The organism is Cytobacillus sp. Hz8, assembly GCF_042263505.1.
Lineage (GTDB): Bacteria > Bacillota > Bacilli > Bacillales > Cytobacillaceae > Bacillus_BE.
On the sequence record NZ_JBHKFI010000009.1, the window covers coordinates 110,061 to 128,233 of the forward strand.

The 18,173-nt window shown below is 36.9% G+C and carries 17 protein-coding genes; 16 read left to right on the plus strand and 1 reads right to left on the minus strand.

The window, feature by feature from the left end; all coding sequences use genetic code 11:
• The first annotated feature begins 46 nt into the window (after positions 1 to 46).
• The 7 genes from ezrA to rarD all read left to right on the plus strand — a co-directional run bounded on the left by ezrA (position 47) and on the right by rarD (position 9,000).
• Positions 47 to 1,762 carry a septation ring formation regulator EzrA gene (gene ezrA / locus ACE38V_RS12870; protein WP_375841663.1) on the plus strand — a complete coding sequence of 572 codons (1,716 nt, stop codon included), beginning with the start codon at positions 47 to 49 and terminating at the stop codon, positions 1,760 to 1,762.
• Between the two features lie 101 nt (positions 1,763 to 1,863).
• Positions 1,864 to 3,006, plus strand: coding sequence for a cysteine desulfurase family protein (locus ACE38V_RS12875; protein ID WP_375841665.1), 1,143 nt, complete (start codon positions 1,864 to 1,866; stop codon positions 3,004 to 3,006).
• 2 nt (positions 3,007 to 3,008) lie between these two features.
• Positions 3,009 to 4,217, plus strand: a complete 1,209-nt coding sequence (thiI, locus tag ACE38V_RS12880; RefSeq protein WP_375841797.1) for a tRNA uracil 4-sulfurtransferase ThiI — start codon at positions 3,009 to 3,011, stop codon at positions 4,215 to 4,217.
• A gap of 84 nt (positions 4,218 to 4,301) precedes the next feature.
• Complete coding sequence (locus tag ACE38V_RS12885; RefSeq protein ID WP_375841666.1) at positions 4,302 to 4,517, plus strand: alpha/beta-type small acid-soluble spore protein; 216 nt, start codon at positions 4,302 to 4,304, stop codon at positions 4,515 to 4,517.
• A gap of 190 nt (positions 4,518 to 4,707) precedes the next feature.
• Positions 4,708 to 6,288, plus strand: a complete 1,581-nt coding sequence (mbcS, locus tag ACE38V_RS12890) for an acyl-CoA synthetase MbcS (protein WP_375841668.1) — start codon at positions 4,708 to 4,710, stop codon at positions 6,286 to 6,288.
• A 68-nt stretch (positions 6,289 to 6,356) separates the two neighbouring features.
• Positions 6,357 to 7,967 carry an amidohydrolase gene (locus tag ACE38V_RS12895; protein ID WP_375841671.1) on the plus strand — a complete coding sequence of 537 codons (1,611 nt, stop codon included), beginning with the start codon at positions 6,357 to 6,359 and terminating at the stop codon, positions 7,965 to 7,967.
• A gap of 106 nt (positions 7,968 to 8,073) precedes the next feature.
• Positions 8,074 to 9,000: an EamA family transporter RarD gene (gene rarD / locus ACE38V_RS12900; RefSeq protein ID WP_375841672.1), complete on the plus strand. Its 927-nt coding sequence runs from the start codon at positions 8,074 to 8,076 to the stop codon at positions 8,998 to 9,000.
• A 303-nt stretch (positions 9,001 to 9,303) separates the two neighbouring features.
• On the opposite strand, the gene ACE38V_RS12905 is transcribed toward rarD, so the two are convergent.
• Positions 9,304 to 10,104: an NAD kinase gene (locus ACE38V_RS12905; RefSeq protein WP_375841675.1), complete on the minus strand. Its 801-nt coding sequence runs from the start codon at positions 10,102 to 10,104 to the stop codon at positions 9,304 to 9,306.
• Between the two features lie 149 nt (positions 10,105 to 10,253).
• Here ACE38V_RS12905 and sppA point away from each other — a divergent pair, with 149 nt between their 5' ends.
• From sppA to ACE38V_RS12950, 9 genes are all read left to right on the plus strand, one after another.
• Entirely contained in the window at positions 10,254 to 11,267 is a 1,014-nt protein-coding gene (sppA, locus tag ACE38V_RS12910; RefSeq protein WP_375841677.1) for a signal peptide peptidase SppA, read from the plus strand.
• A gap of 12 nt (positions 11,268 to 11,279) precedes the next feature.
• Positions 11,280 to 11,807 carry an RDD family protein gene (locus ACE38V_RS12915; RefSeq protein ID WP_375841678.1) on the plus strand — a complete coding sequence of 176 codons (528 nt, stop codon included), beginning with the start codon at positions 11,280 to 11,282 and terminating at the stop codon, positions 11,805 to 11,807.
• A 76-nt stretch (positions 11,808 to 11,883) separates the two neighbouring features.
• A complete protein-coding gene (locus ACE38V_RS12920; RefSeq protein ID WP_375841680.1) occupies positions 11,884 to 12,573 on the plus strand; it encodes a DUF2953 domain-containing protein in 690 nt (229 codons plus the stop codon).
• A 27-nt stretch (positions 12,574 to 12,600) separates the two neighbouring features.
• Positions 12,601 to 13,086 (plus strand): GerW family sporulation protein, encoded by a 486-nt coding sequence (ytfJ, locus tag ACE38V_RS12925; protein ID WP_375841683.1) that lies wholly within the window; start codon positions 12,601 to 12,603, stop codon positions 13,084 to 13,086.
• A 488-nt stretch (positions 13,087 to 13,574) separates the two neighbouring features.
• On the plus strand, positions 13,575 to 14,075 hold the full coding sequence (gene tpx, locus ACE38V_RS12930) for a thiol peroxidase (protein ID WP_375841686.1): 501 nt from the start codon (positions 13,575 to 13,577) through the stop codon (positions 14,073 to 14,075).
• Positions 14,076 to 14,227: 152 nt separating this feature from the next.
• Positions 14,228 to 15,211, plus strand: a complete 984-nt coding sequence (locus ACE38V_RS12935) for a class I SAM-dependent methyltransferase (protein ID WP_375841687.1) — start codon at positions 14,228 to 14,230, stop codon at positions 15,209 to 15,211.
• Positions 15,212 to 15,496: 285 nt separating this feature from the next.
• Positions 15,497 to 16,690, plus strand: a complete 1,194-nt coding sequence (locus ACE38V_RS12940; protein ID WP_375841690.1) for an acetate kinase — start codon at positions 15,497 to 15,499, stop codon at positions 16,688 to 16,690.
• A gap of 108 nt (positions 16,691 to 16,798) precedes the next feature.
• The gene (locus tag ACE38V_RS12945) at positions 16,799 to 17,647 is read left to right on the plus strand and encodes an EcsC family protein (protein ID WP_375841693.1); all 849 of its coding nucleotides are present in this window, start codon (positions 16,799 to 16,801) and stop codon (positions 17,645 to 17,647) included.
• The gene (locus ACE38V_RS12950) at positions 17,637 to 18,152 is read left to right on the plus strand and encodes a MogA/MoaB family molybdenum cofactor biosynthesis protein (RefSeq protein WP_375841695.1); all 516 of its coding nucleotides are present in this window, start codon (positions 17,637 to 17,639) and stop codon (positions 18,150 to 18,152) included. The genes ACE38V_RS12945 and ACE38V_RS12950 overlap by 11 nt, the downstream gene beginning before the upstream one ends.
• Positions 18,153 to 18,173 lie beyond the last annotated feature (21 nt).

Here is an 18,173-nt window from a genome sequence, read left to right on the forward strand (position 1 = left end):
AAAGATATATTGATAGATTAGCTCGGAACAGAACAGGGGGCTTATTATGAGTTACATCATTGCAGGCATAGTAATCTTACTATGTTTATACATAACCGGCTATATTATGAAAAAGAAGAATTATAAAGAAATTGATCGCCTAGAAGAATGGAAAATAGATATTGTTAATCGACCCGTTTTAGATGAAATGTCCAAGGTAAAACAGCTAAATATGACCGGTGAAACGGAGGTCCTATTCGAGCGTTGGAGAAATGAATGGGATGAAATTGTTACTGCTGAACTCCCTGATGTGGAAGAATATCTATTTGATGCAGAAGAATATACGGATAAATATCGATTCAAAAAATCAAAAGAGATTCAGATCCTCATTCATAATCATTTATTAGAAACAGAAGAAAAGATTAAAGCCTTGGTAGCAGAAATTCATGATTTGGTTGGAAGTGAGGAAAAGAATAAATTAGAAATTGAAGAATTGAAAGATATGTACCGGGAAAGTAAAAAAACATTGCTTGCCTATCGCCATAACTTCGGGAATGCCGAAGATGTGCTTGAAAAGAAATTGGATGAAGCAGCTTTGAAATTTCAGGAATTCGATGAAAGAACCACGAATGGAGATTATTTAAAAGCAAGAGAAATTGTTCTGTATATCAAAGAATTTATTGGACATATTCATGATTTAATGGAACAAATTCCTAATTTGCTTGTAGAATGCCAAACCAATATCCCATCTCTTCTTGATGAATTAAAGAATGGATTTCGGGAAATGGAGAGCCAAGGATATATACTTGAGCATATTCAAATTGAAAAAGAAATAGATGAAATGGAAGAGGAGCTTAGAGCCTATATCGGTTATATTGAGGCAGCAGAAATTGGAGAGGTTCAAAAAGGAATCGAAGAAATGAAGGAAAGCATTGAATTTTTATTTGATCTCCTTGAAAAAGAGGTCCATGCTAAGCATTTCATTAGTCAAAATGAAGCAGAAACCAAGGAATTGCTGCAAGGGGTTCAGGAAACCAATAATGAATTACAATTTGAAATTCAGTCCGTTTCTCTAAGCTATCATATTCCTGAAAGTGAACAGAATCTACAAAAAGAACTTGAGAAGAAGCTTTCACAGTTTTTGAAACGGTTTGAATTACTAGAGCTAAATATTGCCAATCATAGTATTGCTCATTCATTATTAAGTGAAGATTTACAAGAAATGAAAGAGATGCTTCAAGAAGTAGTAGAAGAGCAAAATAGCTTAAAGGAAAAACTAGTAACATTACGAAAAGATGAATTGACAGCTCGAGAAAAGGTACAGGAGTTAACGAAAAAAGTATCGGAAGCTATTCGAACGGTATCTAAAAGTCATATTCCAGGCTTACCACAAGATTATAAATATTTAGTTGAGGATGCAAAAGAGAGCGTTCAAAATGTTAAATTAAAATTAGAAGAAAAACCACTAGATATCCCCAATTTACAAAAGTATTTAGAAGTAGCTGTAATGACTGTTGAAAAGTTGCATGACAAAACTATTGATATGATTGAAACGGTTATTCTTGCAGAAAGAGTCATTCAATACGGAAATCGATATCGCAGTAGTCATTCATCTGTGAGAAAAGCACTAGAGCAGGCAGAGTCGTCTTTTAGAGGATTTGATTATCATGCGGCTTTAGAACAGGCTGCGACTTCAATTGAGCAGGTTGAGCCGGGTGCCTTGAAGAGAATTGAGGAATTATTAGCCACTGATGATTCACTATTAAATGAAACAATAGAATGAGGCTGACGAAATCGTCGCCTTTTTTCTTTGTTTCCGCATCCTGATTCATGATAAGATAAATTGTTATAATAAAACGATAAAGTTAAGTTGGAGGGGATCGAATGATTTACTTTGATAATAGTGCGACAACGAAGCCACATAAAGAAGTGCTCGATTCCTATTTAAAGGTTTCAATGAATTATTATGGGAATCCTTCTTCCTTGCATTCCTTAGGTGGCCAGGCAGAAAGATTACTAACACAAGCCAGGGAACAAATAGCGAATCTTCTTGAAGTGAAGGCAAATGAAATCTATTTTACCTCTGGGGGAACAGAAAGTAATAATTTGGCTATTAAAGGTACGGCTCATATGTACCGGAATCGGGGAAAACATATCATCACAACCAGTGTGGAGCATCCTTCTGTTTATGAGGCGATGGAACAGCTGAAAGAACTAGGATTTCGTATTACGTATATTCCAGTTGATGATTCAGGCAGAGTGAATGTGAAAACAATCGAGCAAGCTATTTGTCATGATACCATTCTAGTTTCAATAATTCATGTGAATAACGAGGTAGGAACGATTCAGCCAATTGAAGAAATAGGGGAAATGCTGCTTCAATATCCAAAAATACTTTTTCATGTCGATCATGTCCAAGGAATTGGGAAAGTGGATTTACCGCTGCATCAATACCACATCGATTTATGTTCGATTTCCGGCCATAAATTCCATGGATTAAAAGGGACAGGCCTTCTATACATTCGAGATGGAGTAAAAATTTCTCCGCTTTTGTCCGGGGGAAAACAGGAAAAAAATGTTCGTAGCGGTACAGAAAATGTGGCTGGATTTGTTGCCATGGCAAAAGCGATGAGATTCATAATGGAGAAGAAAAAAACAGAGCTCGTTAAATTAAAGGAGATAAAAAAGTATCTTTATCATGAGCTAGAAACTTGGGATGGAGTGACCATCCACACTCCAAAGGAAAACAGTGCACCACATATCCTTAATTTTTCCATTCACGGTTTTAAATCAGAGGTTTTTGTACATGCCTTAGAAGAAAAGGATGTCATTGTTTCAACAACGAGCGCATGCTCATCAAAAAGGAAATCATTAAGTGGTACTCTTGTTGCCATGGGGGTATCAGAGGAATTGGCCAGTAGTGCCATACGTGTTAGTCTGTCTTACGAAAATACAATAGAGGAAGCGAAGCAGGCTATCGAGATTTTTAACGAGGTTATTTCAAATTTGCGAAGGGTAATGAACTAATGATGAAATATGATCGAATTTTAATTCGTTATGGAGAAATATCTACGAAGGGGAGAAATAGACATATCTTTGTTGAAAGACTAAGAAAAAGTATAAAGCTTGCTCTTAGTGACTTTCCCGGAGTGAAAATTGAAAGTAAAAGAGACCGTATGTATGTTGTTCTTAATGGTGAAGATTTTGAAAAAATTATCGTGCGTTTGAAAAAAATATTTGGCATTCAATCCTTTAGTCCTGCAGTGAAGGCTGACAAGGATTTAGAAAAAATGAAGGATGCGGCATTACAGCTTTTTAAACGTGTATATCAAGAGGGAGATACCTTTAAAATTACGGCAAAAAGAGCAGATAAAAGTTACCCACTAGATACGGGTGAATTAAATCAAGCATTTGGAGCTCATATTTTAACCCATGTACCTAATTTAAGAGTAGATGTGAGAAATCCTGATATCAATCTCCGAATAGAGGTAAGGGAAGAAGCGGCTTATCTATCCTGTGAAAATATTCAAGGTGCTGGAGGACTTCCGGTTGGTTCCAGTGGTAAAGCAATGCTGATGCTTTCTGGTGGAATTGATAGTCCGGTTGCGGGATTTTACTCCATGAAGCGAGGGATGGAAATAGAAGGAGTGCATTTCTATAGCCCACCATTTACAAGTGAGAGATCTAAGCAAAAAGTTTTAGACCTTGCCCAAAAATTAGCAGAGGTCAGTGGGGCTTTTACACTCCATATTGTTCCATTTACAGAAATTCAACAGCTCATTCATAAACAGGTTCCTGAGAATTATACGATGACCACAACAAGGAGAATGATGCTGAAAATTACCGATCGAATTAGGGAAAAACAGCGGGGCTTAGCGATCGTAACAGGAGAAAGTCTTGGACAAGTGGCAAGTCAAACTCTTGAAAGCATGTATGCGATTAATGATGTTACTAATACCCCTATTTTACGTCCACTTATTACAATGGATAAAACTGACATTATAAAGGTAGCCGAACAGATTGGTACACATGATATTTCCATCCTTCCGTATGAAGATTGCTGTACTGTTTTTGTTCCTGCGTCACCAAAAACGAAACCGAAGAAGGAAAAAGTTCAATTTTACGAAAGTTTTGTTGATTTCGAGCCATTGATTGAAAAAGCGGTCGCTGGAGTGGAGGCGATTACTCTAATTCCTAAGCAGGAAAAACAGAATGATACATTAGAGGAATTATTCTAAAAATTTGTGAACAATTACCAACAATGTCGTTGTATGAAGGCATGTGATATTACACAATCTATACTCACAAGGAGGTGATATCACATGCCAAGTAGCAGAAGCAACAATTCTAATCAATTAGTAGTTCCTGGAGTACAATCAGCTCTAGAACAAATGAAATATGAAATTGCAACTGAATTTGGAGTTAATCTTGGAGCAGATACAACTTCTCGTGCTAACGGTTCTGTTGGAGGAGAGATTACGAAACGCCTAGTTCAAATGGCTGAACAATCATTAGGTGGAGGATTCTCTCAACAATAATTACAAGAAAATATTATGGCTACAAGGAGCGGGTAATTCGCTCCTTTTTAGTTTTTTTCAAAACACTAATATTTTCTAGTGCTTACATAAAAATGTAATTCAAAATTTTATGATAATTTAGTATAATATTTTTTGAAGGAGGAAAAGCTTTTATGTTGATAAAATTAATTTAAATTTAGGGGGAAACTTGATGAATCGTGACCATTTAATCGCTCCTGAGCGATACAATTTAGTCTCGGAGATTGAACGCTACGCAACTAATCCTGAAAAGCTTGCTTTAAAATGGGAAAGTGAAGAAGGGCAAACTAAGGAAATTACTTACCACCAACTTATTCAAAATTCCAATAAAATTGGAAACGTTTTCTTAAATCATGGCCTACAAAAAGGCGATGTTCTACTAATTATTGTTCCTCGTTTAATTGAAGCCTATCAAACCTATATTGCAGCTTTAAAAGCCGGCCTTGTTGTGATTCCAAGCTCAGAAATGCTACGTACCAAAGATCTACAATATCGAATTACACATGGTGATGTAAAAGGGATTATCAGTTATTATCCTTATGTGGAGCAATTTAAGGAAATTTCCGGTATTGACCATATTCCAAAATTTGTGATTGGAAATGCTGAGCAGGGCTGGATTGATTTGGATGAAGAAATGAAGCAAGCTCCTAATGAACTGAAATTGGCTGATACCCTTAAAGAGGATATGGCATTCTTATCCTATACTTCTGGAACAACTGGAAACCCTAAAGGAGTCGTACATACCCATGCTTGGGCCTATGCACATTTGCGTGCAGCTGCACCAAACTGGCTTTGCATAAATGAAGAGGATGTAGTTTGGGCAACTGCTGGACCCGGTTGGCAAAAATGGATCTGGAGTCCTTTTCTCTCAGTTTTAGGTTCTGGTGCAACAGGTCTCGTTTTTTTTGGAAAATTTGAGCCAAACAAATATTTACAATTATTAGAGAAGTATCAAGTCAATGTTCTTTGCTGCACCCCAACGGAGTATCGTTTAATGGCAAAGGTTGATAATCTTATTGATTATCATCTTCCACATCTTCATAGCGCTGTTTCAGCAGGAGAGCCTTTGAATCGAAATGTGATTGATACATTTAAAAAATTCTTTGATGTTGAGGTTCGGGATGGTTATGGACAAACGGAAAATACTTTACTTGTTGGTATGACAAAGGGAATGGAACTACGACCAGGTTCAATGGGAAAACCCATTCCAGGTAATCATGTGGAAATAGTTAATGAGGAAGGAAATATATGTGCAATAGGTGAAGTCGGAGATATCGCGGTGCATATTGAAACCCCTGCCTTATTCAAAAATTATTATAAGGATCCGGAAAGAACGGCGATGCAGTTTCGTGGAGAGTTTTATATAACAGGGGATAAGGCCCAAAAGGATGAAGATGGATACTTCTGGTTTGAAGGCCGTGGGGATGACATTATTATTAGTTCGGGATATACGATTGGACCTTTTGAAGTAGAGGATGCTTTAGTTAAGCATGAGGCTGTAAAGGAATGTGCAGTTGTTGCAAGTCCAGACGAAGTTCGTGGGCATATTGTCAAAGCCTTTGTAGTCTTAAAAGACGGAGTGAATGAAAATGATCCTAATCTTATTAAGGAATTGCAGGAACATGTCAAGATTTTGACAGCACCATATAAATACCCAAGAAAAATTGAGTTTTTGGAAGAACTTCCGAAAACTACTTCAGGAAAAATTCGCAGGGTAGAATTAAGAAAAAAAGAATTGGAACAAAATGCATAATAAATTAGTGGTAAAATGCAGACGATGTATGTCTGCATTTTTTAACTTCATATAAAGGAGAAAAAAGAATGGGAAAGCTTTGGTATGGCGGTCCAATTTATACACTTCAGCAGGAGCACCATCAAGTGGAAGCAGTATTCACAAATGGGTCAAAAATTATAGCAATCGGATCATTAGACGAAATAGAAAATCGCTACAGATCAGAAATCAAAGAAAGCGTTGATTTAAAAGGGAGTACAATGCTTCCGGGATTTGTCGATAGTCATGTGCATTTGATCGGTCATGGAGAAAGGTTATTAAGGTTAGATTTATCCCATATGCAGTCAAAGGATGAGGTTCTTTCTGCTGTAGAAAATTATGCAAAAGAGGCTCTGGAAGGAGAGTGGATTATTGGGGAAGGCTGGAATGAATTTTTGTGGGAAAATCCTGTACCCATCACACGTGAGGATCTAGATCAAATTGATCCAAACCATCCAATGCTTTTAAAACGGATTTGTAGGCATGTACTAGTGGCGAATTCGTTGGCGCTAAATAAAGCTTCGATTGATGAATCAACCCTAGATCCAGCTGGTGGAGTTATTGGTAGGGATCATAATGGTCGATTGAATGGACTTTTAAAGGATCAAGCTCAAGATCTCTTAACAACGAAAATTCCAAAAGTCACTTCCTATTATATAGAAAATTGTCTTCGAGCAGCTATCAAAGACGCATACCGACTTGGTCTTACAGGGGTACATACAGAGGATCTAAATTATTACAACGGGTTTAGAAGCACATTCGATTGTATGAAGAAAGTTATCAATAAAGAAGGATTAAGATTTCGAACTCATCTGTTAGTTCATTATGGAGTGATGAACGAGTTTGAAAAATATGGCGGTAGTTATTTACAAGGAAATGAATGGCTTGAATTTGGTGCAATCAAAATATTTGCTGATGGCTCGTTAGGAGGAAGAACGGCATTATTGAGTTATCCATACGCAGATGATCCAACAACAAGCGGTTTGGCGATTTTTTCTCAGCATGAGTTAGATGACCTGGTGAGAGAAGCACGAAGACTGGAGATGCCTGTTGCCATTCATGCGATTGGGGATCAAGCCTTTGATATGGCTCTAACATCTATTGAAAGAAACCCTTTGGCAGGTAAGGGAAGAGATCGATTAATACATGCTGAAATATGGCGGAATGATTTAATAGAGCGAGCATTACATCTTCCACTTACACTGGATATTCAACCAGGCTTTGTAGCTTCCGATTTTCCTTGGGTAATCGATCGAGTTGGACAAGAAAATATGGAATATAATTTTGCTTGGAAAACCTTGTTAACAAGAGGATTATCCTGTGCTGGAGGTTCTGATGCTCCAATTGAACCTTTAAGTCCTCTTTTAGGAATTCATACGGCAGTGAATCGTACAAAAAGAGAGGACTCAAGTAAGACGGTATATATGCCTGAAGAGGTGTTGACCCCTTATGAAGCGGTTTGTTTATATACAAGTGGAAGCGCGTATGCTGCATGTCATGAACAAAGTCGTGGAGAAATTAATGTAGACTTTTTAGCAGATTTTACAATCTTGAAGGAGGATATTTTCGTAATAGACCGGGAGAAAATCGTTGATGTCAAGATTGATAAAACGGTTATTGGAGGAGAAATCGTCTATAATTGCGAAAAATCGAAAGAATAAACTTGGTCTGTCTTGGAAATAAAAAATGGTTATTTCTACTAGCAACCCCATTTTTTTCGTTATATAATGAATTTATTTCGTAACTAGAAAGAATTGAGGTATGGGTATGAATAATAAAGAAATGAAAACAGGAGTCATCTATGCAGGTGCCTCTTATATCCTGTGGGGAATCCTACCAATCTATTGGAAATTGCTTCAAAAAGTTGGTTCCGATGAAATATTAGCCAACCGTGTATTTTGGTCATTTATTTTTATGGTCATCATCCTCCTCATGACCAAAAAATGGCAGGGCTTTGTTACCACACTCAAAGGTTTGAAACAAAACAAAAAACAACTTCTAGCATTGGTCCTTGCTTCATTATTAATTAGTGGAAACTGGTTTATTTATATCTGGGCCGTCAATAATGATCATATGATTCAAGCTAGCTTGGGCTATTACATCAATCCTTTAATTAGTGTTCTGCTTGGAATGGTTGTATTAAAGGAAAGACTATCGATTGCCCAGAATGTATCTTTTATTCTAGCTTTTGTAGGGGTTTTAATCATTACAATTACTTATGGAGAGTTTCCGTGGATTGCTCTTGGGTTGGCTCTTACTTTCGGACTTTATGGATTAGCCAAAAAACTAATTATTGTTGAAGCTGCTATTGGCTTGACGTTGGAAACAATGGCTGTAACCCCTATTGCACTCATTTATATGATGATATTATTTTTCAATGGAACTCATGCCTTTTTATCCATTTCAATTGGGACGGATCTCTTATTGATAGGGGCGGGGGTAGCGACTGCCATTCCCTTGCTTTATTTTGCAAAGGGAGCAAAGCTGATTCCTTTATCAACCTTAGGAATCCTTCAATATGCTTCTCCAACCTTAACACTTATTCTTGGGATCTTTCTTTATCATGAACATTTTTCCAAGGTGCATTTATTATCTTTTATTTTTATTTGGGCAGCATTAGCGATTTATTCATTGGCTAGCACGAAAATGGTAAGCAACTTAGAATCTAAGTGGAAAAAGCAGAGGGCTTCATAGGTTATTAAAAAACAGGCAGACGCAAATTTATAGGTCGGCCTGTTTTTTATTTTATATGTAAAAATGGCTGAAGTTACCTGTTCATATCGTTTATCCCACTCTTAACGGACAGTAAGACTCCCACTTCAAGATTCTGAGTATACGAAGAATCTTGAAGTGGGAGATCAACTGTCCGTAAAGGTCCGATAAGTTTAACTAACCATCAGTGGGGGATGAATGGCAGACTAAAAGCGCGACGTCAATCACAACGTCTGCACTAGCACGTCCTGTGCGTCAAAAACCCCCACTGATGGAAGTTTCACTTTATAAAAATGTTCGTTTTACTTTATCCCAGAAGGAATTGTCCTTTAATTTAACCGTTTTAATTTGCTGGTCACTTAGTTTTACTTCAATTTTTTCCACATGTCGAATGCTTAAGGCTTCATTATCCATCCCCATGGTTGGATAGTCATTCCCGTCTTGATTTACTTTTAACGTGAGTTTACGGTCTCCGTTAAGAATGAAGGAAGATCCCAATGTCCGATAGCGATTATTGTTAAGAGAAGCTAATTCACTTACTTGAATACACGGGAGGAGCGGATCCACTACAGCTCCATTTAAGGATTTATTATAGGCGGTGCTTCCTGTAGGGGTGGCTATAACCATTCCATCCCCTCGAAAGGTTTCAAAATGGAGATCATCAATAAAAACTTCCATCACGAAGGTTTTAATAATTGCCGATTTAATACTAAATTCATTTAAGCAGTAAAAGGATGTGTTATCGTCTACCTTTACATCTAGAGTGGGATATCTTCTTACTTCAATTTGTTCATTATTTATGGCCTTAATAATTTTTTCTGGCTCTTCTAAAGGAAAATCACAATATAAATTTATTTTCCCAACCGTGGAAATCCCAGCATAGAGGCAGTCACTTCTAAAACCCGTTTTTCTAACAGCTTGAAGAAAGGTTCCATCTTCACCAATGCTAACAATAATATTTGCTTGCTTCATATCTGTAACGATACGAAATCCATTTTGTAAAGCTAATTCGATAAGATTTTTTACTTTTTCTTCTATCTCATTATTGCTTTTGTAGAAGAAAAAAAGGTTGCGTCGATCTTCCATCTGTTGTCATCCCCAATTTTTTAAAATCGATTCCTTTTTTAGCTACTATTTTGATAAAATGGTAAAGATTGAATATAGTGTACAATGTTTTCAGATTTTTTTAAAGTTTTCTGATTGCTTGTATTTATGAACTAAGGAGGTATGGACTCATGAATGGAAAAAGATGGGCAGCATTAGCCATTGCCTTTGGATTATTTATTTTTTCCGTGTTGATTAATTTTTTAACCACCTTTGCCTTTACGGATGTAGAGTCTTCTGTTTCAAAACTTTTTGAAGCTAATGATGAAATGTTTCAGGAAAAGGTGTTAAAAGAGGGAGATGAAGCAAAGAAAATTGCCGTTCTTGATGTAAATGGAACTATACAGGATACGGGTGAGGCTCAATCCATTTTAAGCAATGGAGGCTACAGCCATCAGGAATTTATGAAAGAACTAGAGCACGTTAAGACAGATCATACAGTAAAAGCGATTATTATCAGGGTGAATTCTCCTGGTGGCGGTGTGGTAGAAAGCGCAGAAATTCATGATAAGATTCAAGAAATTCAAAAGGATACGAAAAAGCCTGTTTATATTTCCATGGGCTCAATGGCCGCTTCAGGTGGTTATTATATTTCTACAGCTGCTGATAAAATCTTTGCAAGTCCTGAAACCTTAACAGGTTCTCTTGGAGTCATTATGCAAGGCTATAATTATGCTGGGTTAGCAGAAAAATATGGCGTTAAATTTGAAACCATTAAGAGTGGTCCATATAAGGACATTATGAGCCCAACACGGGATATGACGAAAGAAGAACGGAAAATCCTTCAAAATATGATTGATCACTCTTATGAAGGGTTTGTGAATGTCATTTCAGAAGGAAGAGGTCTATCTGTTAAGGAAGTTAAGAAAATTGCTGATGGACGAGTATATGATGGACGCCAAGCGAAACAACTCCATTTAATTGATCAATTTGGCTATTTTGACGATTGTATCAAGCAAATGAAGGAGGATCATGATTTAGCCGGAGCTCAAGTTGTGAGTTATACAGAAAACTTTGGAATTGGTTCCTTATTTAATATGAGCGCAAGCAAGATCATAGGAAATAAAGATGCGGAGTTAACGAATCTTTTGAAGCTTATGTCCCAATCCAATTCACCTAGATTGATGTATTTATATGCTGAATAAGGAGGTGCAGAAATGAGCATCCATGAGGATAATGATGAAAAGAATAAATTATTAGAATCCAATCAAGGATCTTTCCAGAAGGAAGAGGAAAATGCTCAGGAATTGCCCCTTCTCCCACAGCCTGCGACATTCCGATATGCTGGGTTTTGGATGAGATTTTGGGCATATCTTCTTGATTTGATTGTGATTGGAAGTTTGAATCGATTACTTATTTATCCAATTTTTAAAGCACTTGATCTCAATTTGCAGGATGGCAATATGTTTGCACCAATTTCTGTAGTAACTGCTATTCTCTTTTATTTATATTTTGTGCTCATGACGAAATTCTTTGGGCAGACCTTAGGGAAAATGGTGTTTGGATTAAGAGTCATTTATTTGAAGGGGAACAAGCTTTCGTGGAGTGTGATTCTTTTCAGGGAATGGATAGGACGTTTTATTTCCGTAACAGTTTGGATTACCTATTTAGTTGTGGCTTTTTTACCGAAAAAACAAGGAGTGCATGATTTATTCGCCGACACAACCGTTATTCATGAAAAATAAGAAAAATAAACCTGTCAACTTATGTGTTGGCAGGTTTATTTTGTAAGTTTTGGAACATAATAATGGGCTGAAAGGTGTGAATAAATTGAAATGGCTTTTGATTGTATTCATGATTTTCCTTATTCTCTTCATATTAATCATTGTTACAAAACTAAAAGTAATTGTAGATTTTTATCATGGACAAGACAATGACGATTTAAAAATTGAATTTAAAGCATGGTTTGGTTTAATTCGCTATAAAATTCATGTCCCATTGGTAAAATTGGACGCGGAGTCAAAGTCTATCATATCAAAGGAAAAGACATCGATTGGTCCTGATGCTAAACAGGATAAAAAAACAAATAAATTCACATCAAAAGATTTATTCAATAGTCTCCATGATACAAAAGTCCTTTTGCATCATGTGATCGGATTTCATAAAATAATTCGGAAATTTTTACATAAAGTAAAGCTAAAAAATCTAGAATGGGAAACAGAAATTGGAGTAGGGGATGCTGCTTATACAGGTATGCTTATCGGTGCTATTTGGGGAATTAAGGGAAGTATCATTGGGATATTCAGCAATTATATGCGCTTGATGGATATGCCAAAGTTAAGCGTTCAGCCTAATTTTCAAAAAGCCATTTCACAAACAAGGTTTCAGTGTATGTTTCAATTTAGAATCGGGCAAGCTATGTTTGCAGCAATTAAACTAGTTAAATATTGGAAGGGGGGGAAACCCAACTTTAAATCAAAATCCTTATCTCCCCTTTCTAATAACAATTAGCATATCATAGATGAGGAGGAATTCGACATGTCCGATCATCCTATTCAAGGATTAATGACAACAGCAATGGAAAACTTGAAAGAAATGATTGATGTTAACACGATTATTGGTGATCCGGTTGAAACCCCTGATGGAAGTGTGATTTTAACCGTATCTAAGGTTGGTTTTGGATTTGCAGCAGGAGGAAGCGAATTTATCATTGAAAATCAGTCGGGTGGTGCACAGGGTCCCGATAAACATCCTTTCGGAGGTGGTAGTGGTGGTGGAGTCTCTATCACTCCAATTGCTTTTTTAATTGTAAATTCTAAAGAAGTGAAAATGGTTCATATGGATGAAGGGACACATTTAATTGAAAAAATTCTTGATCTTGCACCTCAGGCAGTGGATAAAATTCAGCAATTAATGGCGAAAAAAGGTTCGGGTTCAAGTTCAGGACAGGATCAAGGTTCGCAATCAAATCAGCAGAGTGATCCAAGTAAATATGATGGACCTAAAGAGGATCTTAATATTTAAAGACAATAGAGGCACAGGCGGTGAAGAAATGAGACGCTGGCCTCTTTTTCTTGAAATTATCCCACTCTTAACGGACTTTTTGACTCCCACTTCAAGATTCTGAGAATACGAAGAAGATAAGTGGGAGATCAACTGTCCGTAAAGGTCCGACGACGGACAGGATGTCCTTGTCAGGCGAAAGCCACAGGACGTGGCGCTATGAGCGTGATAAGTGAAATAAGATTTTTCTTTGGGCTTCAGCCCTTAGAAAAATCAATCAGGCTTTGCGTGACTAACCATCAGTGGGGGATGAGTGGCAGACTAAAAGCGCGACGTCAACACATAAGTCTGCACACTTCACGTTCTGTGCGTCGAAAACTCCCACTGATGGAAGTTTCACTTTATAGCTTTTTAATTGAATTAATCGAAATCAAGCAGTATTATTTGCAATATTTAAAATAAAAAGCTATATTTTTACTGTACATATATTGAAAAGGAGGAGAAGGATTATGGCATCCGTTACATTTAATGGAAATCCAGTAACACTTCTTGGTAATGAAGTAAAAGTTGGGGATAAAGCTCCCAATTTTAAAGTATTAGCTCCTGATTTATCAGAGGTAACCTTAGATGGTACAAAAGGAAATGTCCGTTTAATCAGTGTGGTTCCATCCATTGATACAGGAGTGTGTGATGCACAAACTCGCCGCTTTAATGAAGAAGCTTCATCTCTTCCAAATGTTAAGATTTTAACAATTAGCGTGGATTTACCATTTGCTCAAAAGCGCTGGTGTGCAGCAGCTGGAATTGAAAATGTTCAAACTTTATCCGATCATCGAGATTTGTCTTTTGGTGAAGCTTATGGTGTTGCGATGCAAGAATTAAGGCTCCTTGCACGTGCTGTATTTGTTGTGGATTCCAATGATGTTGTGACTTACGCAGAATATGTCAGTGAGGCAACGAACCATCCAAATTATGAAGCAGCTATTGAAGCAGCAAAAAGTGCAAAATAATGTCCCATTAATTTTTTATGAAGGGTGCTTTGTTTATCTGGATTGGATAAACAGAGCACCCTTTTCTCTTTTAAATTCAAGTGGAATAACTTGTGAAGACAGGCATCAATCGCTACAATAGGTAAATAGAATAAAATCAGGAGGAATGAGAAGTGAAAGTCTCTCCGGTTGAAGAGTTATTTACCATTTTTAATGAAACAGCTGTCCTTTTACAAGAAGAGCTGTCATGTACATATTTAGAAGCACTAGCCGAAACAGGGGAAAATATTTTTCAACAGTCGGTCCTTCAGGAAGAATTAAGTGAATTAACTAGAAAAAGGTTAAAGAAAAGCTATGAATCAGTGAGTTTGACGAAGTTCAGTTCTGAAGAAATTCGCAAGTCTTTTCAACTCGCGATATTAAAAGGTATGAAAGAAAATGTCCAGGCTCATCATCAGATGACTCCCGATTCCATAGGGCTGTTGATCGGGTATTTAGTAGCTAAGTTCATGAAGCAATCTTCATTTCGCATACTAGATCCAGCGGTTGGAACAGGAAACCTGCTTACAACTGTGTTGAATCAGCAAGGCAATAAAGTAATGGACGCTATTGGGATTGACATTGATGATTTATTAATAAAATTGTCCTATGTTAATGCCAATTTGCAAGAGCATGCCGTTGAATTTTTTAACCAGGACAGCTTATCCAATTTGTTCATCGATCCAGTGGATGTCATTGTCAGTGATTTGCCTGTAGGGTTTTATCCTGATGACATTCGAGCACTTGACTATCAATTGAAGGCGGAAGAAGGACATTCCAATGCTCACCATCTATTTATCGAGCAAAGCGTGAAATATGTGAAGAATGGCGGGTATTTATTTTTCTTAGTTCCTTCCAATCTTTTTGAAAGTGAACAAGCTGGAAAACTCCATGAATACTTAAAGGAACAGGCTAATATTCAAGCTCTTTTGCAGCTCCCACTAAGTTTATTTAAAAATGAGCAATCTGCTAAAAGTATTTTAGTTCTGCAGAAAAAGGGAGAACAGGTTCATGCTCCAAAAGAGGTTCTTCTTGCAATGCTCCCCAGCCTTTCAAATGCTGTTCAGATGGAGAAAATTTTAAGTAAGATTGATCTCTGGATTCGGGAAAATAAATAGGGTACACTCATTTTTTGGATTGCCCTGCGGTTGCTTTTCTAACAAAGTAGCCGTAGGGCTATTCTATTTTTCAATAAAAACAGGTAAAGTAAATTATGTGAATAATCAGAAAATAATTACTTTATTGTGAAAACGTTCACATTATAATTATGTTCTTGAAAGTATTCATTATCAATGATTTAATGAAAAATTGAGAGATAAGACAGGACTCTATTGTACAAAATAATAAAAACTTATTTGCAATAAGATTATTTGATGTTTTTAACAGAAGGAGCGGTTATAGAAATGGCTAAAGTAATTGCTATAAATGCTGGAAGTTCATCTTTGAAATTCCAATTAATTGAAATGCCTAGCGAAGAAGTTATTACAAAAGGATTAATTGAAAGAATTGGATTAAATGATTCTATTTTTAATATCACAGTGAATGATGAAAAACAAACAGAAACAACAGATATTCCCAATCATGCTGTAGCTGTAAAAATGCTCTTAGACAAACTAACAAATTTAGGAATTATTCAATCATTGGATGAAATTGAAGGAATTGGTCACCGTGTAGTTCACGGAGGTGAAGAGTTTAATGATTCCGTATTCATTACCGAAGAAGTTTTAAATACAATCGAAGAAATCTCTGATCTTGCTCCTTTACACAATCCAGCAAACGTTACTGGAATTAAAGCGTTCCAAGAAGTTCTTCCCAATGTACCAGCCGTAGCGGTATTTGATACAGCTTTTCATCAAACAATGCCAGAAAATGCATATTTATATAGTCTTCCTTATGAATATTATGAAAAATATGGAATTCGTAAATATGGTTTCCACGGCACTTCGCATAAATACGTTTCACAAAGAGCAGGTGAAATGCTTGGCCGTCCTTTAGAGCAATTACGTCTTATTTCCTGCCATTTAGGAAATGGTGCAAGTATTGCGGCGATTGATGGTGGAAAATCTGTTGATACTTCTATGGGCTTCACTCCACTTGCAGGTGTGACAATGGGAACACGTTCTGGAAATATTGACCCAGCATTAATTCCATACATCATGGAAAAAACAGATAAATCTGCTGAAGAAGTACTAGATATATTAAACAAAAAAAGCGGTATGCTAGGGGTTTCTGGCTTCTCTAGTGACTTGCGTGATATTGAGAAGGAAGCAAATAAAGGGAATGAGCGTGCCGAGCTAGCCCTTCAAGTTTTTGCAAGCAGAATTCATAAATACATTGGGTCTTATTCAGCACGTATGAGCGGTGTAGATGCCATTATCTTTACTGCCGGTATCGGTGAAAATAGTGATACGATTCGAGCTCGTGTACTTAAAGGCCTTGAATTTATGGGCATATACTGGGATCCAACCTTAAACAAAGTTCATGGGGAAGAAGCTTTTATTAGCTATCCACATTCTCCAGTTAAAGTTATGGTTATTCCAACAAATGAAGAAGTCATGATTGCTCGTGACGTTGTTAAATTTGGAAACATTCTTTAATATTATCTAATTGCTAAGCAGCCGATTCATGAGGGATCGGTTGCTTTTTTTTTGCTGAAAAAGGTGTGATATACTAAGAATATACTCCAATTGATGGGAGGGCTTTACATGTCACTTACTGAGAGAGAAAAAACCGTTTTCTTAAATATTAAGAAGTGGGAAGACCAGCTTTATGATTATGAACCAAATGATTTTCAACTCGTCTATGACAAATATTTGGAAAAAACATTTTCTTTGCTTCCAGAAGAGATACAAAATAAGTTTTTTACCGTTTTAGACCAATGGTTGTTTCATTTACATGCTATTATTCAAGGATCACAACTACAAATGGATGCTAAGGAAAGAATTTTGGCAGCAGGAAGAGTCTTCCTTCCTGAAATAGAAACGATTGATGACTTAAAATCCTTAAACATCGATCAATTACAATACATAGCTGAACAACAAATATCCCGTCATCGTTTATATTCTCTTGCTCAAGGAGGGATCTCCGGGACAGGGGAGGTACTCCTCCTCGGCTCTGATATTCCAGCAATGGCTGTCATTAATTTAAGGGTGATTCAATTGATTGCCATGACCTACGGCGTTGAAATCAATAATCCGTTTGAAATGATGACCTCTTTAAAGATCTTTCATGCGGCAACCTCCCCTAGAAGGATGCAAAAAAGTGGTTGGGAGCAATTGCTTCGTGAATTAAATGAGCATGAGGATTATTATTTTTATCAAGGTCAAGAGGAAATAACGGATATTTCATGGATGGAGCAACCTTTGACTCATATGTTGAAAGCGTTTTTGATATTATTATTAAGGAAAAAATCAATGCGAGGAGTTCCGATTTTAAGCATGGCAATTGGTGCTGGAGCTAACTATCAACTTACTAGAAAAGTAACAGATTTTGCCCATAATTATTATCAATGGCGATATTTATTATCAAAAGAGGAGAATTTATATGAGTACTGAGCAGCATAAAATGGAGGCACCTAAGAAAGTTCATTGTAAGGTCATTACCGTTAGTGATACAAGGAATAAAGAGACGGATAAAAGTGGTCGATTAATGATGGATCTCCTTAAGGAAGCGGGGCATCAAATCATGGATTATGTGATTGTAAAGGATGAACAAGAATCTATTCGTTTGGAGGTTCTTAAAGGATGTGACGATCCTGAGATCGACATTGTACTGACAAACGGGGGGACTGGAATTGCTAAGCGGGATGTTACGATTGAAACAGTGACGTCACTTTTTGATAAAGAAATCAGTGGCTTTGGAGAAATATTTCGCTTATTAAGCTATCAGGAGGACATTGGCTCTGCGGCTATTCTTTCTAGGGCAACTGCTGGGGTAATCGAAAATAAAGCCGTATTCTCCACTCCAGGGTCGTCTGGTGCTGTGCGATTAGCAATGAATAAGCTCATTCTGCCGGAATTGGGTCATGTGGTGAGAGAGCTTCGCAAGGATTTAAAATAGATTTTCAATCAAGATATAAAT

Coding starts and splice junctions, on each gene's coding strand:
- ezrA (WP_375841663.1), top strand. CDS start 47: ATGAGTTACATCATTGCAGGCATAGTAATCTTACTATGTTTATACATA.
- ACE38V_RS12875 (WP_375841665.1), top strand. CDS start 1,864: ATGATTTACTTTGATAATAGTGCGACAACGAAGCCACATAAAGAAGTG.
- thiI (WP_375841797.1), top strand. CDS start 3,009: ATGAAATATGATCGAATTTTAATTCGTTATGGAGAAATATCTACGAAG.
- ACE38V_RS12885 (WP_375841666.1), top strand. CDS start 4,302: ATGCCAAGTAGCAGAAGCAACAATTCTAATCAATTAGTAGTTCCTGGA.
- mbcS (WP_375841668.1), top strand. CDS start 4,708: ATGAATCGTGACCATTTAATCGCTCCTGAGCGATACAATTTAGTCTCG.
- ACE38V_RS12895 (WP_375841671.1), top strand. CDS start 6,357: ATGGGAAAGCTTTGGTATGGCGGTCCAATTTATACACTTCAGCAGGAG.
- rarD (WP_375841672.1), top strand. CDS start 8,074: ATGAATAATAAAGAAATGAAAACAGGAGTCATCTATGCAGGTGCCTCT.
- ACE38V_RS12905 (WP_375841675.1), bottom strand. CDS start 10,104: ATGGAAGATCGACGCAACCTTTTTTTCTTCTACAAAAGCAATAATGAG.
- sppA (WP_375841677.1), top strand. CDS start 10,254: ATGAATGGAAAAAGATGGGCAGCATTAGCCATTGCCTTTGGATTATTT.
- ACE38V_RS12915 (WP_375841678.1), top strand. CDS start 11,280: ATGAGCATCCATGAGGATAATGATGAAAAGAATAAATTATTAGAATCC.
- ytfJ (WP_375841683.1), top strand. CDS start 12,601: ATGTCCGATCATCCTATTCAAGGATTAATGACAACAGCAATGGAAAAC.
- tpx (WP_375841686.1), top strand. CDS start 13,575: ATGGCATCCGTTACATTTAATGGAAATCCAGTAACACTTCTTGGTAAT.
- ACE38V_RS12940 (WP_375841690.1), top strand. CDS start 15,497: ATGGCTAAAGTAATTGCTATAAATGCTGGAAGTTCATCTTTGAAATTC.
- ACE38V_RS12945 (WP_375841693.1), top strand. CDS start 16,799: ATGTCACTTACTGAGAGAGAAAAAACCGTTTTCTTAAATATTAAGAAG.
- ACE38V_RS12950 (WP_375841695.1), top strand. CDS start 17,637: ATGAGTACTGAGCAGCATAAAATGGAGGCACCTAAGAAAGTTCATTGT.